Origin of the sequence: Pseudomonas sp. CFII68 (genome assembly GCF_000416195.1) — a bacterium.
Classification (GTDB): domain Bacteria; phylum Pseudomonadota; class Gammaproteobacteria; order Pseudomonadales; family Pseudomonadaceae; genus Aquipseudomonas; species Aquipseudomonas kilonensis.
In genome coordinates, this window is the sequence record NZ_ATLN01000107.1 from 1 (window position 1) to 22,401 (window position 22,401).

Annotated in this window: 20 protein-coding genes; 2 read left to right on the forward strand and 18 right to left on the reverse strand. The window is 60.4% G+C overall.

The genetic code is table 11. The annotated features are described in order from the left end of the window. Positions 1 to 31: 31 nt before the first annotated feature. The 8 genes from CFII68_RS08335 to CFII68_RS08300 form a co-directional block, all read right to left on the reverse strand. A complete protein-coding gene (locus tag CFII68_RS08335; RefSeq protein WP_018610564.1) occupies positions 32 to 919 on the reverse strand; it encodes an ABC transporter permease subunit in 888 nt (295 codons plus the stop codon). After that, entirely contained in the window at positions 916 to 1,836 is a 921-nt protein-coding gene (locus CFII68_RS08330; protein WP_018610566.1) for an ABC transporter permease subunit, read from the reverse strand. The genes CFII68_RS08335 and CFII68_RS08330 overlap by 4 nt, the downstream gene beginning before the upstream one ends. Continuing rightward, positions 1,833 to 2,975, reverse strand: a complete 1,143-nt coding sequence (locus tag CFII68_RS08325) for an ABC transporter ATP-binding protein (RefSeq protein WP_014340741.1) — start codon at positions 2,973 to 2,975, stop codon at positions 1,833 to 1,835. Before CFII68_RS08325 ends, CFII68_RS08330 begins: the two co-directional genes overlap by 4 nt. A 61-nt stretch (positions 2,976 to 3,036) precedes the next feature. Continuing rightward, positions 3,037 to 4,134 (reverse strand): polyamine ABC transporter substrate-binding protein, encoded by a 1,098-nt coding sequence (locus tag CFII68_RS08320; protein WP_018610569.1) that lies wholly within the window; start codon positions 4,132 to 4,134, stop codon positions 3,037 to 3,039. A 184-nt stretch (positions 4,135 to 4,318) separates the two neighbouring features. After that, entirely contained in the window at positions 4,319 to 5,416 is a 1,098-nt protein-coding gene (locus CFII68_RS08315; RefSeq protein WP_018610571.1) for a polyamine ABC transporter substrate-binding protein, read from the reverse strand. 182 nt (positions 5,417 to 5,598) lie between these two features. Further along, complete coding sequence (locus tag CFII68_RS08310) at positions 5,599 to 6,963, reverse strand: aspartate aminotransferase family protein (protein ID WP_018610573.1); 1,365 nt, start codon at positions 6,961 to 6,963, stop codon at positions 5,599 to 5,601. Between the two features lie 58 nt (positions 6,964 to 7,021). After that, positions 7,022 to 8,380 carry a glutamine synthetase family protein gene (locus CFII68_RS08305; protein WP_018610575.1) on the reverse strand — a complete coding sequence of 453 codons (1,359 nt, stop codon included), beginning with the start codon at positions 8,378 to 8,380 and terminating at the stop codon, positions 7,022 to 7,024. A gap of 40 nt (positions 8,381 to 8,420) precedes the next feature. After that, a complete protein-coding gene (locus tag CFII68_RS08300; protein ID WP_018610577.1) occupies positions 8,421 to 9,197 on the reverse strand; it encodes a gamma-glutamyl-gamma-aminobutyrate hydrolase family protein in 777 nt (258 codons plus the stop codon). A gap of 278 nt (positions 9,198 to 9,475) precedes the next feature. Between CFII68_RS08300 and CFII68_RS08295 the strand changes: the two genes are divergently transcribed. Continuing rightward, positions 9,476 to 10,852, forward strand: coding sequence for a glutamine synthetase family protein (locus CFII68_RS08295; protein WP_003177396.1), 1,377 nt, complete (start codon positions 9,476 to 9,478; stop codon positions 10,850 to 10,852). Between the two features lie 286 nt (positions 10,853 to 11,138). After that, the gene (locus CFII68_RS08290; RefSeq protein WP_018610580.1) at positions 11,139 to 11,774 is read left to right on the forward strand and encodes a TetR/AcrR family transcriptional regulator; all 636 of its coding nucleotides are present in this window, start codon (positions 11,139 to 11,141) and stop codon (positions 11,772 to 11,774) included. Between the two features lie 249 nt (positions 11,775 to 12,023). Here CFII68_RS08290 and CFII68_RS08285 read toward each other — a convergent pair whose 3' ends face one another. The 10 genes from CFII68_RS08285 to argE form a co-directional block, all read right to left on the reverse strand. Beyond that, the gene (locus CFII68_RS08285) at positions 12,024 to 12,239 is read right to left on the reverse strand and encodes a molybdopterin-binding protein (RefSeq protein WP_003177394.1); all 216 of its coding nucleotides are present in this window, start codon (positions 12,237 to 12,239) and stop codon (positions 12,024 to 12,026) included. Positions 12,240 to 12,264: 25 nt separating this feature from the next. Continuing rightward, positions 12,265 to 13,071: an aliphatic sulfonates ABC transporter ATP-binding protein gene (gene ssuB / locus CFII68_RS08280; RefSeq protein WP_003206644.1), complete on the reverse strand. Its 807-nt coding sequence runs from the start codon at positions 13,069 to 13,071 to the stop codon at positions 12,265 to 12,267. Further along, positions 13,068 to 13,850: an aliphatic sulfonate ABC transporter permease SsuC gene (ssuC, locus tag CFII68_RS08275; protein ID WP_018610592.1), complete on the reverse strand. Its 783-nt coding sequence runs from the start codon at positions 13,848 to 13,850 to the stop codon at positions 13,068 to 13,070. Before ssuC ends, ssuB begins: the two co-directional genes overlap by 4 nt. Positions 13,851 to 13,857: 7 nt before the next feature. After that, complete coding sequence (ssuD, locus tag CFII68_RS08270; RefSeq protein ID WP_018610594.1) at positions 13,858 to 15,006, reverse strand: FMNH2-dependent alkanesulfonate monooxygenase; 1,149 nt, start codon at positions 15,004 to 15,006, stop codon at positions 13,858 to 13,860. A gap of 24 nt (positions 15,007 to 15,030) precedes the next feature. Beyond that, positions 15,031 to 15,996 (reverse strand): sulfonate ABC transporter substrate-binding protein, encoded by a 966-nt coding sequence (locus CFII68_RS08265; RefSeq protein ID WP_018610595.1) that lies wholly within the window; start codon positions 15,994 to 15,996, stop codon positions 15,031 to 15,033. A 90-nt stretch (positions 15,997 to 16,086) separates the two neighbouring features. After that, a complete protein-coding gene (gene ssuE, locus CFII68_RS08260) occupies positions 16,087 to 16,680 on the reverse strand; it encodes an NADPH-dependent FMN reductase (RefSeq protein WP_018610597.1) in 594 nt (197 codons plus the stop codon). Between the two features lie 346 nt (positions 16,681 to 17,026). Then, positions 17,027 to 17,665 carry a peroxiredoxin gene (locus CFII68_RS08255; RefSeq protein ID WP_018610599.1) on the reverse strand — a complete coding sequence of 213 codons (639 nt, stop codon included), beginning with the start codon at positions 17,663 to 17,665 and terminating at the stop codon, positions 17,027 to 17,029. A gap of 285 nt (positions 17,666 to 17,950) precedes the next feature. Continuing rightward, complete coding sequence (locus CFII68_RS08250) at positions 17,951 to 19,282, reverse strand: OprD family outer membrane porin (protein WP_018610601.1); 1,332 nt, start codon at positions 19,280 to 19,282, stop codon at positions 17,951 to 17,953. A 473-nt stretch (positions 19,283 to 19,755) separates the two neighbouring features. Beyond that, a complete protein-coding gene (argA, locus tag CFII68_RS08245) occupies positions 19,756 to 21,054 on the reverse strand; it encodes an amino-acid N-acetyltransferase (RefSeq protein ID WP_018610603.1) in 1,299 nt (432 codons plus the stop codon). A 139-nt stretch (positions 21,055 to 21,193) separates the two neighbouring features. Beyond that, positions 21,194 to 22,351: an acetylornithine deacetylase gene (gene argE, locus CFII68_RS08240; protein WP_018610605.1), complete on the reverse strand. Its 1,158-nt coding sequence runs from the start codon at positions 22,349 to 22,351 to the stop codon at positions 21,194 to 21,196. Between the last annotated feature and the right edge of the window lie 50 nt (positions 22,352 to 22,401).

Below are 22,401 nucleotides of genomic sequence, written 5' to 3' on the forward strand. Positions count from 1 at the left end.
CGCTTTCGCGAGCAAGCCCGCTCCCACAGATTCAGACCGGCGAGGTCTCGGGCCGGCGTACTTCCGGTTGTTTCCAGGAGTCGGCGGCGCTTTCTTCGATGGCTTGCTGGATCGCGCGCTTGCGATTCTCTTCGGCGCGGCGGCTGAAGTACCAGACCAGGAAAGTCACCAGTGACACCGCCAGCAGGATCAGGCTCGCCACGGCGTTGATTTCCGGTTTCACCCCCAGGCGCACCGCCGAGAAGACTTCCATCGGCAAGGTCGTCGAGCCGGGACCGGAGACGAAGCTCGCCAGTACCAGGTCATCCAGAGACAATGCGAACGACATCATGCCCCCCGCCGCCAGTGACGGCGCGATCATCGGGATGGTGATCAGGAAGAACACCTTCCACGGCCGCGCACCGAGGTCCATGGCCGCCTCTTCGATGGACAGGTCCAGCTCACGCAAGCGTGCCGAGACCACCACCGCCACATAGGCCGCGCAGAACGTCGTGTGGGCAATCCAGATCGTGACGATGCCACGCTCCTGGGGCCAGCCGATCATCTGGGCCATGGCCACGAACAGCAGCAACAGCGACAGGCCAGTGATGACTTCCGGCATCACCAACGGCGCGGTGACCAGGCCGCCGAACAGCGTGCGGCCCTTGAAGTGGGTGATGCGGGTCAGCACGAAAGCCGCCAGCGTACCCAGGGCCACCGCGGCAATCGCCGTGTAGCAGGCGATCTCCAGCGAGCGCACCACCGACCCCATCAGCTGGCTGTTGTCCAGCAGGCCGACGTACCACTTGATCGACCAGCCGCCCCACACCGTCACCAGTTTCGAGGCGTTGAACGAGTAGATCACCAGGATCAACATCGGCGCGTAGATGAACATAAAACCCAGCACCAGCATCAGGCTTGAAAAACTGAAGCGCTTCATTCCTTGCCCTCCATTTCTTTGGCCTGACTGCGGTTGAACAGGATGATGGGCACGATCAGGATCGCCAGCATCACCACCGCCAGGGCGGATGCCACCGGCCAGTCTCGGTTATTGAAGAATTCCTGCCACAGCACTTTGCCGATCATCAGGGTTTCCGGACCACCCAGCAATTCCGGAATCACAAACTCGCCCACCACGGGGATGAACACCAGCATGCAGCCGGCGACGATGCCGTTCTTGGACAGCGGCACGGTGATTTTCCAGAAGCTGTTGAAGGTACTCGAACCCAGGTCCGACGCGGCCTCCAGCAAGCTGGAGTCGTGCTTCACCAGGTTGGCATACAACGGCAGGATCATGAACGGCAGATAGGAGTAGACGACCCCGATATACACCGCCAGGTTGGTGTTGAGGATCTGCAGCGGTTCGCTGATCCACCCCATGCTCAGCAAAAAGCCGTTGAGCAGGCCGTTGTTGCTGAGGATCCCCATCCACGCGTAGACCCGGATCAAAATCGCGGTCCAGGTCGGCATCATGATCAGCAGCACCAGCACCGTCTGCATCTCTTTGCGCGCATTGGCGATGCCATAGGCCATCGGATAACCGATCAGCAAGCACAGGACGGTGCTGATCAGCGCCATCTTCAGCGAGCCTAGGTAGGCGGCGATGTACAGCTCGTCCTCGCTCAGCATCGCGTAGTTGGCGAGGTTGAGCAGCACCTGCAGCTTCTGGTCGACGTAGCTGTAGATCTCGGTGTACGGCGGAATGGCGACGTCGGCTTCGGCGAAGCTGATCTTCAGGACGATGAAGAACGGCAGCATGAAGAACAGGAACAGCCAGATGAAGGGCACCCCGATGACCAGTTGGCGGCCACCGGGAGTTATTCGATCGAGTCGGCGTTTGAGTTTGCGCAGGTTCATGAGCGAAGCACCACGCCGCTGTCGTCTTCCCACCAGACGAACACCTGGTCGCCCCAGGTCGGACGCTGGCCACGGCGTTCGGCGTTGGCGACGAAGGACTGCACCAGCTTGCCACTCGGCAACTCGACGTAGAACACCGAGTGGCCGCCCAGGTAGGCGATGTCATGGACCTTGCCGCTGGACCAGTTGTGCTCACAGGTCGGCTGCTCGGACGTGACCAGCAGCTTTTCCGGGCGAATGGCGTAGGTCACGGACTTGTCCTGCACCGAGGTGCTGATGCCGTGGCCCACGTAGATGTTGCGGTCCAGGTCCTTGCAGGTCAGCACCGCGTGGCCTTCGGCGTCGTCCACCACTTCGGTCTCGAAGATGTTGACGTTGCCAATGAACTCGCAGACCAGCCGGCTGGTCGGGGTTTCGTAGATGTCGATCGGGCTGCCGATCTGGGCGATCCAGCCCAGGTGCATGATCGCGATGCGTTCGGCCATGGTCATGGCCTCTTCCTGGTCGTGGGTCACCATGACGCAGGTCACGCCGACCCGCTCGATGATCTCCACCAGCTCAAGCTGCATTTGCGAGCGCAGCTTCTTGTCCAGGGCGCCCATTGGCTCGTCGAGCAACAACAGCTTCGGGCGCTTGGCCAGGGAACGGGCCAGGGCCACGCGTTGACGCTGGCCGCCGGAGAGCTGGTGCGGCTTGCGCTTGGCGTATTGGCTCATCTGCACCAGCTTGAGCATTTCAGCCACGCGGGCATCGACCTCGGCTTTCGGGATCTTGTCCTGCTGCAGGCCGAAGGCGATGTTCTGCGCCACAGTCATGTGGGGGAACAAAGCGTAGGACTGGAACATCATGTTGATCGGCCGCTCGTAAGGCGGCATGTCGGTGATGTCCACGCCATCGAGGAAAATCCGTCCCTCGGTGGGCCGCTCGAAACCGGCCAGCATGCGCAGCAAGGTGGATTTGCCCGATCCCGAACCGCCGAGCAAGGCAAATATCTCGCCTTTCTTGATTTCCAGGGACACATCGTCCACGGCAATCGTCTCGTCGAACTTTTTCGTGACCCGGTCGATTTTGACCAACACCTGCTTGGGTGTCTGGTCGCCCTCGAGGGCTTTCTTATAGGCGCCGGAGGCAACTGCCATTTACGAAACTCCCACAGAATTTGCAGTTCGCCCCACGTGGACGAACCTAAGAGTGTTGACGTTATTTACCCGACTTGACCTTGGTCCAGCTGCGGGTCATGAGTCGTTGGATCTTGGGCGGCAACTCGGAGTTGACGTAGAGCTTGTCGACGACCGCTTGCGGTGGGTAAACCGCTTCGTCGGTGCGTACTTTCTGATCCATCAGCTCGCCAGCCTTCGGGTTCGGGTTGGCATAACCGACAACGTCGCTGACCTGGGCAATCACCTCAGGCTTGAGCACATAGTTGATGAACGCGTGCGCTTGCTTGACGTTGGTGGCGTCACGCGGGATCGCCAGCATGTCGAACCAGAGGTTGCCGCCTTCCTTGGGGATCACGTAGGCGATTTCGACGCCCTTGCCGGCTTCGCTGGCGCGTTCACGGGCCTGGAAGATGTCACCGGAGAAACCGGCGGCCACGCAGATCTCGCCATTGGCCAGGTCGGAGATGTACTTGGAGGAGTTGAAGTAGGTCACGTAAGGCCGGATCTTGAGGAGCTGAGCCTCGGCCTTCTTGTAGTCTTCAGGGTCTTCGCTGTTGGGGTTCAGGCCCAGGTAATTGAGCATCGCCGGGATCATCTCGTCGCCCGAGTCGAGGAACGAAACACCGCAGCTGGACAGCTTCTTGATGTTTTCCGGCTCGAACAGCATGGCCCACGAATCGATCTTGTCGACGCCCAGGACTGCCTTGATCTTCTCGACGTTGTAGCCAATGCCGTTGGTGCCCCATAGGTAAGGCACGGCGTACTGGTTGCCCGGGTCGTTCTTTTCCAGGCGTTTGAGCAGCACAGGGTCGAGGTTGGCGTAGTTGGGCAACTGCGCCTTGTCGAGCTTCTGGAACGCCCCGGCCTTGATCTGCTTGCCCAGGAAGTGGTTGGACGGCACCACCACGTCATAACCGGTACGCCCGGCCAGCAACTTGCCTTCCAGGGTTTCGTTGGAGTCGAACACGTCATACACCGGCTTGATGCCAGTGGCTTTTTCGAAATCCGCCAGGGTGGTCTCGCCGATGTAGTCCGACCAATTATAAATATGCACGGTGGAGGCGGCCTGGACGCTGACGGCGAGCGTCAGGCCGGCACCGACCAGCAAGGCGTTACGTAACAAAGAAAAGACTGGCACGTGGAGGTCCTCTTAAATAGTTGGGCCCAAGTTGCCCCCGTTACTTGGCCAAGAGAGGCCCTGCAACAAAACCGGCGCGCAACTTACCCTCGATAAACCGATCCAGCAAAACTTTTAGTTATTTAATTGCTCCTGTTGCCGCCGCCGCGATGGCAGCGACAACAGGAGGATGCTTCAGGCCGGCTTATTTACCGGATTTGATCTTGGTCCAGCTGCGGGTCATGATCCGCTGGGTCGCGGCGGGCAGGTCGGCAATCGCGTAAAGCTTGGCTTGCACGTCTGCCGGCGGGTAGATGCCCGGATCGCTGGTGATTTCCTTGCTGACCAGCGGCGTGGAGGCCGCGTTGCCGTTCGGGAAGCTCACGGTGTCGGTGATTTCAGCCATGATTTCCGGCTTATGCAGGAAGGTCATGAACTTGTAGGCACCCTCGACGTTCTCGGCATCCTTGGGGATGGCGACCATGTCGAAGAAGCTGCCAGCACCTTCCTTCGGAATGTTGTAGCTGACTTTAACCTTGCCGCCGGCTTCGGCCGCGCGGGACTTGGCCTGGTAGATGTCGCCCGAGTAGCCGACCGCTACGCAGATGTTGCCGTTGGCCAGGTCGGAGATGTACTTGGAGGAGTGGAAGTAGCCGATCGAAGGACGGATCTTGAGGAACAGTGCCTCGGCTTCAGCCAGTTGTTTCTTGTCCTGGCTGTCGGTCGGGTAGCCCAGGTAGTGCAGTGCCACCGGGATCATCTCGGTCGGCGAGTCGAGGAAGCTGATGCCACAGGCTTTCAGCTTGGCCGCGTTTTCCGGTTTGAACAGCAGGTCCCACGAGTTGGTCGGTGCGTCGGCACCCAGCGCGGCCTTGACCTTCTCGGCGTTGAAACCAATGCCGATCGAACCCCACATGTACGGGAAGGCGTGTTCGTTACCCGGGTCGCTCACGGAAACGGCCTTGAGCAGGTCGGTGTTCAGGTTTTTCCAGTTGGGCAACTTGGACTTGTCGAGTTTCTGGTAGACCCCGGCCTTGATCTGCTTGGCCAGGAAGTTGTTCGACGGCACCACGATGTCGTAACCGGATTTGCCGGCCAGCAACTTGGCTTCCAGGGTTTCGTTGCTATCGAACACGTCGTAGACGACTTTGATCCCCGACTCTTTCTCGAACTTGGCGACGGTGTCCGGCGCAATGTAGTCGGACCAGTTATAGACGTGCAGCACTTTGTCGTCCGCCTGAACAGCGCCCGCCATCACGCCCATCAGGGACATGGCGAGGAGGGTCTTGCCAGCTATCTTCATACCTAATGCCTTCATGAAAAAATGCTCCAGTTATTCTTCTTAGCCACAGTTCAGTAGCCAGCTCGCGGGCAACTTGAACGGTCGGTAGTCTGGCAAGGTACAGGCCAGGCTTTCAACACAAGCCCAGCCTTTTATTCTCGCTGGGCGAGGCCCTTGCAGGCACCTCGCTCAGAGCCTAGCACTTAGCCTTGCAACGCACTGAGCGTCAGGTCCAGGCACTGCCGCGCCTTGGTCACCAATTCATCGATCTCGGCCTTGCTGATCACCAGCGGCGGCGCAATGATCATGGTGTCGCCCACCGCGCGCATGATCAGCCCGTTATCGAAGCAGAACTGCCGGCAGATCATGCCCACGCCCTTGCCTTCGTAGCGCTTGCGCGTGGCCTTGTCCTGAACCAGCTCGATCGCCCCCAGCAAACCGACACCGCGCACTTCACCCACCAGCGGATGATCGTTCAGTTCCCGCAAACGCTGCTGCAAATAGGGTGCCGTTTCAGCATGGACGCGCTCGATGATTTTTTCGTCGCGCAGGATGCGGATGTTTTCCAGGGCCACTGCCGCGGCCACCGGGTGACCGGAATAGGTAAACCCGTGGTTGAAGTCGCCGCCTTCGTTGAGCACCGCGACCACGTCGTCACGCACGATCAGCCCGCCCATGGGGATGTAGCCGGAGGTCAGGCCCTTGGCGATGGTCATCATGTGCGGTTTCAACCCGTAATGGTCGGTACCGAACCACTCACCGGTACGGCCGAAGCCACAGATCACTTCGTCGGCCACGAACAGGATGTCGTACTTGGCGAGGATTTCCTTCATGCGCGGCCAGTAGCTGTCCGGCGGCACGATCACGCCGCCGGCGCCCTGGATCGGCTCGGCGATGAAGGCACCGACGTTGTCCACGCCGAGCTCCAGGATCTTTTCTTCCAACTGGTTGGCCGCCCACACGCCGAACTCTTCGGGGCTCATGTCGCCGCCTTCGCCGAACCAATAAGGCTGGGCGATGTGGACAATGCCCGGGATCGGCAAGTCGCCCTGTTCATGCATATAGGTCATGCCGCCCAGGCTCGCGCCGGCCACGGTCGAACCGTGATAACCGTTCTTGCGGCTGATGATGACTTTCTTGTTCGGTTGGCCCTTGATCGCCCAATAGTGGCGGACCATCCGCAGCATGGTGTCGTTGCCCTCGGAGCCGGAGCCGGTGAAGAACACGTGGTTCATGCCTTCAGGGGCGATGTCGGCGATGGCTTTGGACAATTCCAGCACCGGCGGGTGGGCGGTCTGGAAGAACAGGTTGTAGTACGGCAGCTCGCGCATCTGTTGGCTGGCGGCGTCGGCCAGTTCCTCGCGGCCATAACCGACAGCCACGCACCAGAGGCCGGCCATGCCGTCGAGGATCTTGTTGCCTTCACTGTCCCAGAGGTAGACGCCCTTGGCGTGAGTGATGATGCGCGGGCCTTTCTCTTTGAGCTGCTTGAAGTCGCTGAACGGCGCCAGGTGGTGATCGTTGCTCAGGGCCTGCCATTCACGGGTTTGCGGGTTATTGCGGGTCATGCCAATTCTCCTGTTATCGGTGAGGGCGAAGCTGCCTGAAGCAGCCCCGCCCGGCGCTTCAGACGGCAAAGAGCAGGAATTCCCGCTCCCACGAACTGATCACGCGCTTGAAGTTTTCATGCTCGGCCCGCTTGACCGCGACGTAGCCTGTGATGAATTTCTTGCCCAGGTATTTCTCGATGGTGGTGCTGTTTTCCATGCGTTCCAGGGCGTCTTCGATGGTCAGCGGCAAACGCAGGTTGCGGCGTTCGTAGCCTCGGCCCACCACCGGCGCGCTCGGGTTGATGCCTTCGACCATACCGATGAAGCCACACAGCAGGCTGGCGGCAATCGCCAGGTACGGGTTGGCATCGGCGCCCGGCAAGCGGTTTTCCACCCGACGGTTCTGCGGCCCGGCATCCGGCACGCGCAAGCCCACGGTGCGGTTCTCTTCGCCCCACTCCACGTTCACCGGCGCCGACGTGTCCGGCAGGAAGCGGCGGAACGAGTTGACGTTGGGGGCGAACAGCGGCAACAGCTCGGGGATGAATTTCTGCAGGCCACCGATGTGGTGCAGGAACAGATCGCTCATGGTCCCGTCTTCATTGGAGAAGACGTTCTTGCCGGTTTCCTTGTCGATGATGCTCTGGTGCAAGTGCATCGCACTGCCCGGCTCGCCGGTCATGGGCTTGGCCATGAAGGTGGCAGCCACGTCGTGCTTGAGTGCCGCTTCGCGCATAGTGCGCTTGAACACCAGGATCTGGTCGGCCAGGGACAGGGCATCGCCATGACGGAAATTGATTTCCATCTGCGCCGTGCCGTCCTCGTGGATCAGGGTATCGAGGTCCAGCTCCTGCAGTTCGCACCAGTCGTAGACGTCTTCGAACAGCGGGTCGAATTCGTTGGCCGCTTCGATCGAGAAAGACTGCCGGCCGGTTTCCGGGCGGCCGGAGCGGCCAACGGGCGGTTGCAGCGGAAAGTCCGGGTCGTCGCTGCGCTTGGTCAGGTAGAACTCCATTTCCGGTGCGACGATCGGCTGCCAACCCTTGTCGGCGTAGAGCTTGAGTACTTTCTTGAGCACGTTGCGCGGCGACAGCTCGATGGGGTTGCCCTGCTTGTCGTAGGCGTCGTGGATGACCTGGGCTGTGGGCTCGATGGCCCAGGGCACAAGGAATACTGCGTTCTCGTCCGGGCGGCAGATCATGTCGATGTCGGCAGGGTCGAGCAGTTCGTAATAGATGTCGTCTTCGACATAGTCGCCCGTCACGGTCTGGAGCAGAACGCTCTCGGGCAGGCGCATGCCTTTCTCGGCGATGAACTTGTTGGTCGGCGAGATCTTGCCCCGGGTGATACCGGTGAGGTCGCCAATCATGCATTCGACTTCTGTGATCTTGTGGTCTTTCAACCAATCGGTGAGCTGGTCGAGGTTGTTACTCATAAATGCCTCTAGGCGTGAGTTTCCTGACTGCTATTAGTCGTCAGGCGTTGTTTGACGCATCGGCGTCGCGTTGTGCTGCCCTTGCTCGGCAGGCATCGCCAAATGCCTGGAAAATCGCAAGGTAGTGCGGGTTAGAGCTTACCTCCCATTCGGGGTGCCATTGCACACCTAAAGCAAAAGCCTTGCCTTCTGGCACCGAAACAGCCTCGATCAGGCCGTCGGGGGCCACCGCTTCGGCTCGCAACCCAGGTGCCAGGCGCTCGATGCCTTGGCTGTGGATCGAGTTGACCTCCATTAGCTGGGGCAGCCCCAGGCCTGCCAGTACACCGCCAGGCTGGATATGCACGGCGTGGGCAGGACCGTATTGGACATCCACCGCTTGAGTATCGTCTTCACGATGATCGATGAAGGTTCCGACTTCGTGAACTTTCTGATGCAGGCTGCCGCCAAAGGCTACGTTCATCTCCTGGAAACCTCGGCAAATGCCCAGCAACGGGATGCCCGCATCAACAGCGGCGCGGATCAGCGGCAGGGTGGTGGCGTCCCGTGCAGGATCATGAGCAGTGCCTGGCGCACTGGCCGGGCCCTGGTAATGAAAAGGTTCTACATTGGAAGGAGAGCCGGTAAAGAGAATACCGTCCAGGGCGTCCAGAATATCGGACGGCGGGAACAGATCCGCCAGGGACGGAAGCAGCACTGGCAGGCCCTTGGCGGCTGTCGCGACAGCCCGGGAATATTTATCGCCACTGATGTGATAAGCATGCAGACCAATCTGCCTGGAGCAGGTGGTGACGCCGATTAACGGCAGGCGAGACATGAAGCACCCCGGTATTATTGCTGTTATGGGTTTGAATCGAGCTTAGCCTTGTTCATTTTTTTACACAACACCCCCGTAAAAAATACAACACGGCCCGCTCAAGCCCGCGGGCGCCAAGACCCTTAAAGGGAAAAAAACGCCCTAAATTGCCTCAAAAAAGCCTTGAAGGTGCTTTTTTAGGGCAAAAAAGGCCCTGCTTGACTTCGGCATGCCGTTCGGGTTGACTGGCTTTCGAAGAGATCAATGATTGATATTTTTAACAACAAAGGTGTTGCATCATGTCGGTACCCCCGCGTGCCGTTCAGCTTAACGAAGCGAACGCGTTCCTTAAGGAACATCCTGAGGTTCTGTACGTTGACCTTCTGATTGCGGATATGAATGGTGTGGTGCGCGGCAAGCGCATAGAACGCACCAGCCTCCACAAGGTTTACGAGAAAGGCATCAACCTGCCGGCCTCTTTATTTGCCCTGGATATCAACGGCTCTACGGTGGAAAGCACCGGCCTGGGTCTGGACATCGGCGATGCCGACCGGATCTGCTATCCAATCCCTGACACCCTGTGCAACGAGCCTTGGCAGAAGCGCCCCACTGCGCAACTGTTGATGACCATGCACGAACTCGAAGGCGAGCCTTTCTTCGCCGACCCGCGTGAAGTCCTGCGCCAAGTCGTGACCAAGTTCGATGAACTGGGCCTGACTATCTGCGCCGCATTCGAGCTGGAGTTCTACCTGATCGACCAGGAGAACGTGAATGGACGCCCACAACCGCCTCGCTCGCCGATCTCCGGCAAACGCCCGCACTCGACCCAGGTCTACCTGATCGATGACCTCGACGAATACGTCGATTGCCTCCAGGACATTCTGGAAGGGGCCAAGGAGCAAGGCATTCCCGCCGACGCCATCGTCAAGGAAAGTGCCCCGGCGCAGTTCGAAGTGAACCTGCACCACGTGGCCGATCCGATCAAGGCCTGCGACTATGCGGTCCTGCTCAAGCGTCTGATCAAGAACATCGCCTACGACCATGAAATGGACACCACCTTCATGGCCAAGCCTTATCCGGGCCAGGCGGGTAATGGTCTGCACGTCCACATCTCGATTCTTGATAAAGATGGCAAGAATATTTTTGCCAGCGAGGATCCCGAGCAGAACGCCGCACTGCGTCACGCGATCGGCGGTGTGCTCGAGACCCTGCCCGCGCAGATGGCTTTCCTCTGCCCTAACGTCAACTCCTACCGTCGTTTCGGCGCACAGTTCTACGTGCCGAACTCGCCGACCTGGGGCCTGGACAACCGCACCGTGGCCTTGCGCGTCCCTACCGGTTCGGCCGATGCCGTGCGCCTGGAACACCGCGTCGCCGGCGCCGATGCCAACCCGTACCTGCTGATGGCCGCCGTGCTGGCGGGCGTACACCATGGCCTGACCAACAAGATCGAGCCCGGTGCGCCGGTGGAAGGCAACAGCTACGAGCAGAACGAGCAAAGCCTGCCGAACAACTTGCGCGATGCCCTGCGCGAGCTGGACGACAGCGAAGTCATGGCCAAGTACATCGACCCGAAATACATCGATATATTCGTGGCCTGCAAGGAAAGCGAGCTGGAGGAGTTCGAACACTCCATCTCCGACCTCGAGTACAACTGGTACCTGCATACCGTGTAAGCGGTTGCGGTAAACAAGAAACGCCGCAGGCCTTATGGCCTGCGGCGTTTTTTTGTATCTGGGGGGATGGCCGCCTTCGGCGGATCGCGAGCAAGCTCAGCTCCCACAGGGGTTCTTCGTGATCATTTGGTCTCATTCACAAAGCTCCCACAGGGGGGCTTTGTGATCATTTGGTCTGATTCACAATGTATTGCTCTGTGGGAGCAAGGCTTGCCCGCGATGAGGGCCGGGAAGACAACACAGGACCCGACTCGTACAATGCCCGGCAGCCCCGCAGGAGACGTCCATGACGCGCATCGCCACCCCCCGCAAACCCCGCGCACGCAGCCAGGCCCGGATCGACACCATTCTTGATGCCGCCCGTACGCTGCTTGCCGCCGAAGGTGTGGCCAGCCTGTCGATCTACAGCGTCGCCGAGCGCGCCGGGATCCCGCCCTCTTCCGTGTACCACTTCTTCGCCAGCGTCCCGGCCCTGCTCGAAGCCCTGACCGCCGACATCCACGCCGCCTTTCGCGCCGGCCTGCAAGCACCGATTGATCATGCGGCGTTGAACCACTGGCACGACCTGTCACGGCTGGTGGAGCAGCGCATGCTCACCATCTACAGCCAGGACGCCGCCGCTCGCCAACTGATCCTGGCCCAGCACGGCCTGACCGAAGTCATCCAGGCCGACCGCCAGCACGACCTCGAGCTGGGCGACCTGATGCATAAGGTGTTCAACCACCATTTCGAGCTGCCGAGCTTGCCCAAAGACGTCGACGTATTCGCCCTGGCCATGGAACTGGGCGACCGCGTCTACGCCCGCTCGGTACAACAACACGGCCAGATCACCCCGCGCATGGCCGAAGAAGGCATGCGGGTGTTCGATGCGTACCTGGGGTTGTACCTGCCGCCGTATCTGCCCAAGCGTGAAGCGCCCTGATCCATGTGGCGAGGGGATTTAGCGAAACGTCGCACCGCCCCGTTGGGCTGCGCAGCAGCCCTAAAGCAGTGAACTCATCTTCCTGGCACATCGAGTTGCCTGGTTTGGGGCCGCTTCGCAGCCCAGCGGGGATAAATCCCCTCGCCACAAAGTCCCCCTCCAGCTTCACCAACGCTAATTCACAAGCTGCCAAAAAACCAAAAAGCCCCGAAGGGCTCACGCCGTCCGGGGCTGCGGGTGACGCATCGCTCACAACTTGGCGATAGACACCTCGGTGGATTTGACGAAGGCAATCACTTCGCTGCCGATCGCCAGTTCCAGCTCCTTGACCGAGCGGGTAGTGATGACCGACGTGACGATGCCCGACGCGGTCTGCACGTCGATTTCCGACAGCACGTCGCCTTCGACGATTTCCTTGATGGTGCCTTTGAACTGGTTGCGTACGTTGATGGCTTTGATAGTCATGGTGTCGATTCCTGTCTGGATGAAGTTATTGCGCCCAACGCAGTTGCGTGGGCAAGGGTGAAACGGGTTCGGGTTCCGGCGGTTGGCCGGGCAAGGACAGAACACGGTTGAGAACTTCGGTTTCCAGGCTCGCCAGGCGATGAGAGCCGCGGACCCGTGGGCGTGGCAGGTCGATGGGCAGGTCGAGGCCGATCTGGCCGTCCTCGATCAGGATCACCCGATCGGCAATCGCTACCGCCTCGCTGACGTCGTGGGTCACCAGCAACACCGTGAAGCCGTGCTGCTGCCAGAGGTTTTCGATCAGTTGCTGCATCTCGATACGGGTCAGTGCATCCAGCGCCCCCAAGGGTTCGTCGAGCAACAACAGGCGTGGCTGATGAATCAGCGCGCGGGCCAGGGCCACTCGTTGTTTCTGCCCGCCGGACAACGCCGCCGGCCACTCATGGGCGCGGTCGGCCAAACCGACGGCTTCCAGTGCCTGCAACGCCTGCGGGCGCCAGTTGCCCTTGAGCCCGAGGCCGACGTTGTCGATGACTTTTTTCCAGGGCAGCAAACGCGCTTCCTGGAACATCAACCGCGTGTCCTGTTGCGCGGCACTCAGCGGCGCCGAGCCCGCCAACAGTTGACCATCGGTGGGTTGATCGAGCCCGGCCAGCAACCGCAGCAAGGTACTTTTGCCACAGCCGCTGCGACCGACCACGGCCACGAACTGCCCGGCCGGGATATGCAGGTCGATGTCGCGCAACACCTGGCGTGTGCCGAAGGTTTTTTGCAGCTTGCGCACCGCCAGCGGAATGCCACGCAGCAGGCGCGGAGGTTGTTGGGCGGTCATGCGGCACCTCCCTTGTTCACTTGGTAGGCCGGGTGCCAACGCAGCCAGACCCGCTCAAGCCCACGAGCGGCAAGGTCAGCCAATTTGCCCAGCACGGCATACAGAAGAATCGCCAGCACCACCACATCGGTCTGCAGGAACTCCCGGGCATTCATCGCCAGATAGCCGATGCCGGCGCTGGCCGAGATGGTTTCCGCCACGATCAGCGTCAGCCACATGAAACCCAGGGCAAAGCGCACGCCCACCAGGATCGAAGGCAGGGCGCCAGGCAGGATCACCTGGCGAAACAGCCTGAAGCCGGACAAGCCGTAGCTGCGGGACATTTCCACCAGCGCCGGGTCGACGTTGCGAATGCCGTGGTAGGTGTTGAGGTAGATCGGGAACAGCGTGCCCAGGGCCACCAGGAAAATTTTCGCCGACTCATCAATGCCAAACCACAGGATCACCAACGGAATCAGCGCCAGGTGCGGGATGTTCCGGACCATTTGCACGGAACTGTCCAGCAGACGTTCGCCCCATTTCGACAAACCGGTGATGAAGCCCAGGGCCAGGCCGATGCCACCGCCGATCAGAAAGCCCACCGCAGCCCGCCAACCGCTGATCGCCAGGTGCGTCCAGATCTCGCCGCTGCGCACCAGGTTGACCCCGGCCTCGATCACGGCCACGGGTGCTGGCAGGATCCGCGTGGACAACCAACCGGCCGACACCGACAGTTGCCATACCGCCAGCAACAGCAGTGGCACCGCCCAGGGCGCGAGGGTGTGGATGATTTTCTTCATGGCCGCCTCAGCTCTGGGACGCGGCTTTGGGAAGAATATCGTTGGCGACCATTTCACCGAACGGGCTCACATAGCCCTGGCTTTTCGGTAATTCCGGGCGCTCGACGTCCAGGTGGGGGAACAACAGTTCCGCCACGCGATAGGACTCTTCCAGGTGTGGATAACCGGAGAAGATAAAGGTGTCGATGCCAAGGTCAGCGTATTCCTTGACCCGCGCCGCCACGGTCGGACCATCGCCCACCAGCGCCGTACCGGCCCCGCCGCGAACCAGGCCGACGCCGGCCCAGAGGTTGGGGCTGACTTCCAGCTTGTCGCGACGGCCACCGTGCAGGGCGGCCATGCGTTGCTGGCCCACCGAATCGAAGCGCGCCAGGGACGCCTGGGCACGGGCGATGGTGTCGTCGTCCAGGTGAGAGATCAGCCGGTCGGCCGCTTGCCAGGCTTCGGCGTTGGTTTCCCGCACGATCACATGCAGGCGGATGCCGAAGCGTACCGTGCGCCCCAATTTCGCAGCCTTGGCCCGTACTTGTTCGATCTTTTGCGCGACGGCTGCTGGCGGCTCGCCCCAGGTCAGCACCATTTCCACCTGCTCGGCTGCCAAATCCTGGGCGGCTTCCGACGAGCCACCGAAATACAGCGGCGGACGCGGTTGCTGAATCGGTGGGTAGAGCAGCTTGGCGCCCTTCACACTGATGTGCTCACCGTCGTAATCCACGGTTTCGCCTTCCAGCACCCGGCGCCAGATGCGGGTGAATTCCACCGACGCCTGGTAGCGTTGCTCGTGGTCGAGGAACAGCCCATCGCCGGCCAACTCATCCGGGTCGCCACCGGTCACCAGGTTGAACAGCGCACGTCCGCCGGACAACCGGTCCAGGGTCGCAGCCTGACGCGCTGCCACCGTCGGGGAAATGATCCCGGGGCGCAGGGCAACGAGGAACTTCAGGCGTTGGGTCACCGGAATCAACGAAGCGGCCACCAGCCAGGAGTCCTCGCAGGAACGCCCGGTGGGGATCAACACGCCGCCGAAACCCAGTCGATCCGCCGCTTGGGCGACCTGCTGCAGGTAACCGTGATCAACGGCACGGGCGCCTTCGGCAGTGCCAAGGTAATGGCCGTCGCCGTGGGTAGGCAGGAACCAGAAAATATTGAGGCTCATGGAGTGGTCTCCTAAGGGATCGAATTACTGCGCGTTCGCAACGGCCGCCGGCGGCGTCCAGATCACGTCCTTGATGCTCAAGGGTTTGGGAATCAATTTGAGCTGATAGAAGCTGTCGGCGATTTTCTGCTGCGCCGCCACCACCTCCGGCGTGAGGAACAACGCCCCGTAGCCTTGGCGTTTCACCGCCGTCAGGGTGATGTCCGCCGGTAGGCCAAGCAGCGGCGATACTTGCTTGGTCACGTCTTCAGGGTTGGCCTTGGACCACTCCCCCACTGCCCGCACCTCCTCCACCAGCGTCGTGATGACCTGGGGATTTTTTTGCGCATAGGGTTTGGTGGCGAGGTAGAACTGGTGGTTATCGACGATGCCTTTGCCGTCACGCAGGGTGCGTGCCTGCAACTGCTGTTCCGCGGCCGCCTGGTACGGATCCCAGATCACCCAGGCGTCCACGCTGCCACGTTCGAACGCGGCGCGGGCGTCGGCCGGCGGCAGGAAAATGGTCTGGATGTCGGAATATTTCAGGCCGGCATCCTCCAGCGCCCGCACCAGCAGGTAGTGGACATTGGAGCCTTTGTTCAGCACGACTTTCTTGCCCTTGAGGTCTTGCACCGACTGGATGGCAGAGCCTTTGGGCACCAGGATCGCTTCGCTGGTGGGCGCCGGTGGTTCGTAGGCGACATAAAGCAGGTCGGCCCCTGCGGCCTGGGCAAACACCGGCGGGGTTTCACCGGTCACGCCAAAGTCGATGGAGCCGACGTTCAAGCCTTCAAGCAGCTGCGGGCCGCCGGGGAACTCGGTCCATTGCACGTCCACGCCTTGGGCTGCGAGGCGTTTTTCCAATGTTCCCTTGGCTTTGAGCAGCACCAGGGTGCCGTACTTCTGATAACCGATCCGCAAGGTCTCGGCTTGAGCTTGAGTAATGACGCCGAGGGACACAGCCGCAGCAAACAGAGCGACCAGCCCGCGACGCAAAATGACAGTGCGCATGGCGCCTCTCCTTTTTGCTGTGGGGTTTTGGCTGCACCTGCTGGGCCGTTGGCGGCTGAGTAAGGTGAGTTGAATCAGGGTGTTCGGGGTTCAAATGCTCCAGCGAGCACTCAACAAACGTTCGTTCAATACACTGGGGTCCAGCGGCCTGGGCCGACGGGCCATGGCGCTGAAAAACTGTTCCAGCGCCTCGTCCAGACGCTGTTGCAATGCTGGTGTCAATTGCGCCTGGGCACTGCCTTCGCCATAAGCGATCTGGCTGTCCTCGGCAAAGATCCCATGGAGCATTTCCTGGGCCTTGAGCGCAGACAACACCGGCTTGAGGGCGTAATCCACCGCCAACATGTGGGCGATACTGCCGCCGGTTGCCATCGGCAACACCACTTTATGGGCCAGGGCGCGCTCAGGCAGCAGATCCAGCACAGTCTTCAGCGCACCGGAAAAAGACGCCTTGTACACCGGCGTGGCAATCACCAAACCGTCGGCATTTTCGATCTGGGCCAGCAGGTCGACCACCTTCGGGCTGTCGAAGCGGGCATGGAGCAGATCTTCGGCCGGGAAGTCGCGCACCTGATAGCTCACCACTTCCACACCTTGCTGCTGCAACCAGCGTTGCGACCGCTCCAGCAGCACCCCGGAGCGGGAGCGTTGGCTGGGGCTGCCACCGAGTAAGACGACCAACATGCCTGCTATTCCTTAACTGTCACGTGCGATTCGCGGTGGGCGATCTCGCTGCATGGGTCAAACCATAACAGGGGATTCATATATCTTTAAATCATATTTATTCATTTGGTTATGCAATTGGGAGATATAGAACTCGTTCTCTTTAAGCAATAAAAAAAGGCCGTCGAAACGGCCAAAACCCTTGGTGCACAGTCATCTATGCAGGAGCGCGCTTGACTGATCGTTCCCACGCTCTGCGTGGGAACGCCTCAACGGACGCTCCGCGTTCGGCTTTGGGACGCAGAGCGTCCCTGGCTGCATTCCCACGCAGAGCGTGGGAACGATCATTGCGGGCTCAGGTTTTGCTTCAGCGGTTGGGCTGCGGGGTCAGGCGCAGGTAAGGCTTCACGGCGCGGTAGCCCTTGGGAAAGCGCTGCTTGAGTTCCTCTTCATCCTTGAGCGACGGCACGATCACCACTTCATCACCGTCCTGCCAGTTGGCCGGGGTGGCGACTTTGTAGTTGTCGGTCAGTTGGAGCGAGTCGATCACCCGCAGGATTTCGTTGAAATTGCGCCCGGTGCTGGCCGGGTAGGTGATGGTCAGGCGGATTTTCTTGTTCGGGTCGATCACGAACAGTGAGCGCACGGTCAAGGTGTCGCTGGCGTTGGGATGGATCAGGTCGTACAGGTCCGACACCTTGCGGTCGGCATCGGCCAGGATCGGAAAATTGACCACGGCGTTCTGGGTCTCGTTGATGTCCTCGATCCACTTGTGGTGCGAGTCCACCGGGTCGACCGAAAGGGCAATGGCCTTGACCCCGCGCTGGGCGAACTGGTCCTTGAGCTTGGCGGTCAGGCCCAACTCGGTGGTGCACACGGGTGTGAAATCCGCCGGGTGGGAAAACAGCACCCCCCAGCTGTCGCCGAGCCATTCGTGAAAGCGAATCTTGCCGGCGCTGGAATCCTGTTCGAAGTCGGGGGCGATATCGCCGAGTCTGAGGCTCATGGTGCGGCTCCTGGATGAGGTTGTTGTGAGCCCAACTTTGCACCGGTTTGGATTGCTTTAAAAAGAATAAATATCCATTTATCTAGATCTATAGGGAATATAAAAAACTGTTCACTGGCGCCACAACGCATAGCGGCCCAAGATCATTTCCGAGGTTTCGAGAAGGCCTCGAGTTGCTGAAAAGAGGAGAAGGTTCGGGGAAGGCTACAGGGGTGGGCCAGACCCGAAACGCAAAAGCCCCGCCCGGCGAGCTGCCGGGCGGGGCTTTTTTTACTTCGCTACGTCTTACATGAAGTTGTAAGTGTAGTTGAAGATCAGGCGGGTCTGATCACGGTCGGCGCCAGAACCGCTACCGGTACCGCGATAAGAACCATGACGCAGGGTGGTGCCGAAACCTTTCAGAGCACCTTGCTGGACGACGTAATCCAAGCGCATGTCGCGTTCCCACTCGGACGAATCGCTTCCACCTGCGGTGCGGGACTTAATGTCGTCGCCACGCAAGTAGGCGACTGCAGCCTTAAGACCCGGAACGCCGAGACTAGTGAAGTCGTACGAGTATTGACCAAACGTAGTGTTCTCACCTGCACGGATGAACTGATGGATCATGCTGTCGGTGAACAGGTAGAAGCTCGAACCACCGGCGCCTTCGTTGCGACCGCTGTCATTGAGCAGGCTACCCTGGCTCAGGTAGACGAAACCGCCGTCATCACCGACTTGCTGGTGACCCAACAGGAACGCACTGCCACCCAGGGTGTAGGTGAACATGGCACTCCAAGTCTTGTTGTCGACCACACCTCGTTCTTTCTCGTAACCACCGTTGTTATCAAACTGATAGCCCGCATCGCCGTTGCGGCCATCCGAGCTACTGTCGAAGTAACGCAGGTCAGTCTTGAACGACTGTCCTTCGCTGATCGGGAACACGTGGACCGCGCCCAAGAAGTGCTGTTTGTAGTAATCCTGCAGATTGGCGTAGTAGTACTGCAGGGTCAGGTCCTTGGTGACCTTCCAATCAGCACCGGCGTAACGGAACTGGTTGCTGTCTTCAGTACCGCCTGCCACAGCCAGGCCAGTGCTGTTAGTCCCGGCACGGCCCACGGCGTGTTCCAGCTGGCCGGCGTTGAACGTCACGTTGTCCAGATCCTTGGAGGTGATGGTGCCACCTTCAAAGGTTTGCGGCAGCAGACGGCCATCGTTGGCGACCAGGATCGGCAGGTTAGGCTGCAGTGCGCCACCTAGGTGAGCCTCGGTCTTGGAGAACAACGCCTTCACGTTACCCGACACACGGCTCCAGCTGTGTTCGGCAGAACCGTCGGAGTCGCTTGGGGAGAAAGAGTTGTTGTCCGGGTGCTGACCTTTGCCACCATCGAGGTGAAGACCAACCAACGCCTGGGCATCGAGACCAAAACCAACGACACCTTGGGTGAAGCCAGACTTGTAGTCGAACTTCAGGCCAGTGGCCGCTTCACGCTGATCGTTAACGCCTTCTCGGTTATCGTTGTCAAAATACATGGTGCGAGAACTGACAGACGCCTTGCTGTCTTCGATAAAACCGGCGGCGCCTGCCTGCTGCGCCAGAACCCCAACGGCCACAGCCAGGGCCAAGGTGGACTTGTTCATGCTTCGCTCCTCTCGTTTTCTAATTCTTGTGTGTCTTTGGCTCCGGATCGAACGCCCGGAATCCGCGGATGCGCGATTAGCGCCAGACCGTGACTAACAAGTCAATCGTAAGCATTTATCACTACGACTATGGTCTAACCCCTCTACATCGGCCCGCAGGATAATGGATTCTTTATAATCCCAAAAAGAATTGTTTCAGCAGTTTTCAGCTCATTTGGAAATATAGCCGCCATCCAAGCTTCGTCAACCGTGACCCGGCGTATCGGCCAGCCTGCTGATTACTGAATGGTTTTCTGTCGGGGCCTCCCAAAAAGGAAATCCCCGGCGTAGAGGCATGCTCTTGATGCTCATTGGCTACGCGCCGGGAACTGCGAAGGTTGCGATCTTGATCGCTATGCGTCTGACGATTCATTGTCTGAAATCAAAAAGACGCAACCTGCGACAGTCCCACGCAGGTAGGAATGACCAGGGGGTTACAGGGCCTTTTCGAAGATCTTCGAATTACGCTGATAGTTGTAGAGCGACGCCCGCGCCGCCGGCAGGCGCTCGACACTGCTGGGTTCAAAGCCACGTTCGCGGAACCAGTGGGCAGTTCGGGTCGTCAGTACGAACAGCGTTTTGAGCCCTTGGGCGCGGGCCCGGGTTTCGATCCGTTCCAGCAGTTCATCGCCGCGGCCACCGTGGCGGTATTCCGGATTCACCGCCAGGCAGGCCAGTTCCCCGGCGTCCGAATCGGCAATCTGGTACAACGCCGCACAAGCGATGATCATGCCTTCGCGCTCGACCACGCTGAACTGTTCGATTTCGCGCTCCAGCACTTCGCGGGAGCGACGCACCAGAATCCCCTGTTCTTCCAGCGGGCTGATCAGGTCCAGCAGGCCGCCGACGTCTTCGATGGCCGCTTCGCGCACCACCTCGAATTGCTCCTGGGCCACCAGCGTACCGCTGCCATCGCGGGTGAACAGTTCGGCCAGCAGCGCACCGTTCTCGGCATAGCTGACGATATGGCTGCGGGCGACGCCGCCCCGACAGGCCTGGGCCGCCGCGTCCAGCAATTCGGCCTGATAGTCGCTGCCCAGGCGTTGCATGTGGGCCGGGACCTGTTGCGGGCGCAACTCGCGCACCAACCGCCCGTCTTCACCAATAAGCCCCTGCTCGGCACCGAACAGCAGCAGTTTGTCGGCCGCCAGGTCGATGGCTGCGCGGGTGGCAACGTCTTCACAAGCCAGGTTGAATATCTCGCCGGTGGGCGAATAACCCAACGGCGACAGCAGCACGATGGAGCGCTCGTCCAGCAGGCGATTGATGCCCTTGCGATCGACCCGGCGCACTTCACCGGTGTGGTGATAATCCACGCCTTCGAGCACACCGATGGGACGCGCGGTGACCAGGTTGCCGCTGGCGACCCGCAGCCGCGAGCCCTGCATGGGCGAAGAGGCCATGTCCATGGACAGGCGCGCCTCGATGGCGATGCGCAACTGGCCGACCGCGTCGATCACACACTCCAGCGTCGCCGCATCGGTGATGCGCATGCCGTGGTGGTAATGGGGCGTGAGGCCCCGTGCAGCAAGGCGGGTCTCGATCTGCGGGCGCGAACCATGGACCAGCACCAGGCGCACGCCGAGGCTGTGCAGCAGCACCAGGTCATGGACGATGTTGCCGAAATTAGGGTGTTCCACCCCGTCGCCGGGCAGCATGACGATGAAGGTGCAATCGCGGTGGGCGTTGATGTAGGGCGAAGCGTGACGAAGCCAATTGACGTATTCGGGCATGAACCTGGACCTGTAATAAATAACAGCCAAAACAAAGACGAAACAGAACGCACAACGGGGCTGGTGGTTATCGTCGGAACAGGCTTGGCGACACGCGCGCTCTCCTCATGTGATGAATACGGCCCCGCAAGGGCGCAATTTAACCGGCCGTGGCCGGCGTCAGGCAGTAATGGCCGATCAACTGCCGCAACAACTGTACGGTAGGTTGCAAACGTGACATTTCAAGGTACTCGCCCGGCTGGTGGGCGCAGGCGATATCGCCAGGGCCGAGCACCAGGGTTTCGCAGCCAAGGCGCTGAAGATAAGGCGCTTCGGTGCCAAACGCCACTGCTTCGGCACGATGGCCGGTGAGTCGCTCGGCCACCCGTACCAGCTCGCAGTCTTCGGCCTGCTCGAAGGGTGGCACTTCGGGGAACAGCGGTGCGTAGTCGATCTTGACTTTATGGCGTTCGGCGATGGGGTCCAACTTCTGTTGGATCGCCGCCCGCAGCACCTGCGGATCCATGCCCGGCAACGGGCGCAGGTCGAATTCCATGGAGCACTGGCCGCAGATGCGGTTGGGATTGTCGCCACCATGGATGCAACCGAAGTTCAGCGTCGGTTGTGGCACGGTGAACTGCGGATTACGGAACTCACGCTGCCATTGCAGGCGCAGGCCGCGCAATTCGCCCATGGCATCGTGCATGGCTTCCAGCGCGCTGTGGCCCAGGCTCGGATCGGAGGAATGGCCGCTGCGCCCGAGAATGTCGATGCGCTCCATCATCACGCCTTTGTGCAGGCGAATCGGCCGCAGGCCGGTCGGCTCACCGATCACCGCCGCGCGCCCCAGTGGTCGGCCGGCATCGGCCAGGGCCCGGGCGCCGGCCATGGAGCTTTCTTCGTCACAGGTCGCGAGGATCAGCAGCGGTTGCTTGAACGGTTGGTCCAGCAGCGGCTTGACCGCTTCGATGACCAAGGCGAAAAAACCCTTCATGTCACAACTGCCCAGGCCCACCCAGCGGCCATCGACCTCGGTGAGCTTCAGCGGATCGGTCTGCCACAACGCGCCGTCGAACGGCACCGTGTCGCTGTGGCCAGCCAGTACCAGGCCGCCGGGGCCGCTGCCGAAGCTGGCCAGCAGGTTGAATTTGCCAGGACTGACCTGCTGGATATCACAGCAGAACCCCAGCTCAGTGAGCCAGCCTGCCAGCAGCTCGATCACGGCACTGTTGGACTGGTCCAGCCCAGGCTGGGTACAACTGACCGAAGGTGCGGCGATCAGGGCAGCGAATTGATCTTTCATGGATGGCAAAGGCATCGCTGACTCCGGGCTTACAGATTGACGTTCATCATAGAACCATCTGGCCC

Coding starts and splice junctions, on each gene's coding strand:
- CFII68_RS08335 (WP_018610564.1), bottom strand. CDS start 919: ATGAAGCGCTTCAGTTTTTCAAGCCTGATGCTGGTGCTGGGTTTTATG.
- CFII68_RS08330 (WP_018610566.1), bottom strand. CDS start 1,836: ATGAACCTGCGCAAACTCAAACGCCGACTCGATCGAATAACTCCCGGT.
- CFII68_RS08325 (WP_014340741.1), bottom strand. CDS start 2,975: ATGGCAGTTGCCTCCGGCGCCTATAAGAAAGCCCTCGAGGGCGACCAG.
- CFII68_RS08315 (WP_018610571.1), bottom strand. CDS start 5,416: ATGAAGATAGCTGGCAAGACCCTCCTCGCCATGTCCCTGATGGGCGTG.
- CFII68_RS08310 (WP_018610573.1), bottom strand. CDS start 6,963: ATGACCCGCAATAACCCGCAAACCCGTGAATGGCAGGCCCTGAGCAAC.
- CFII68_RS08305 (WP_018610575.1), bottom strand. CDS start 8,380: ATGAGTAACAACCTCGACCAGCTCACCGATTGGTTGAAAGACCACAAG.
- CFII68_RS08300 (WP_018610577.1), bottom strand. CDS start 9,197: ATGTCTCGCCTGCCGTTAATCGGCGTCACCACCTGCTCCAGGCAGATT.
- CFII68_RS08295 (WP_003177396.1), top strand. CDS start 9,476: ATGTCGGTACCCCCGCGTGCCGTTCAGCTTAACGAAGCGAACGCGTTC.
- CFII68_RS08290 (WP_018610580.1), top strand. CDS start 11,139: ATGACGCGCATCGCCACCCCCCGCAAACCCCGCGCACGCAGCCAGGCC.
- CFII68_RS08285 (WP_003177394.1), bottom strand. CDS start 12,239: ATGACTATCAAAGCCATCAACGTACGCAACCAGTTCAAAGGCACCATC.
- ssuB (WP_003206644.1), bottom strand. CDS start 13,071: ATGACCGCCCAACAACCTCCGCGCCTGCTGCGTGGCATTCCGCTGGCG.
- ssuC (WP_018610592.1), bottom strand. CDS start 13,850: ATGAAGAAAATCATCCACACCCTCGCGCCCTGGGCGGTGCCACTGCTG.
- ssuD (WP_018610594.1), bottom strand. CDS start 15,006: ATGAGCCTCAATATTTTCTGGTTCCTGCCTACCCACGGCGACGGCCAT.
- CFII68_RS08265 (WP_018610595.1), bottom strand. CDS start 15,996: ATGCGCACTGTCATTTTGCGTCGCGGGCTGGTCGCTCTGTTTGCTGCG.
- ssuE (WP_018610597.1), bottom strand. CDS start 16,680: ATGTTGGTCGTCTTACTCGGTGGCAGCCCCAGCCAACGCTCCCGCTCC.
- CFII68_RS08255 (WP_018610599.1), bottom strand. CDS start 17,665: ATGAGCCTCAGACTCGGCGATATCGCCCCCGACTTCGAACAGGATTCC.
- CFII68_RS08250 (WP_018610601.1), bottom strand. CDS start 19,282: ATGAACAAGTCCACCTTGGCCCTGGCTGTGGCCGTTGGGGTTCTGGCG.
- argA (WP_018610603.1), bottom strand. CDS start 21,054: ATGCCCGAATACGTCAATTGGCTTCGTCACGCTTCGCCCTACATCAAC.
- argE (WP_018610605.1), bottom strand. CDS start 22,351: ATGCCTTTGCCATCCATGAAAGATCAATTCGCTGCCCTGATCGCCGCA.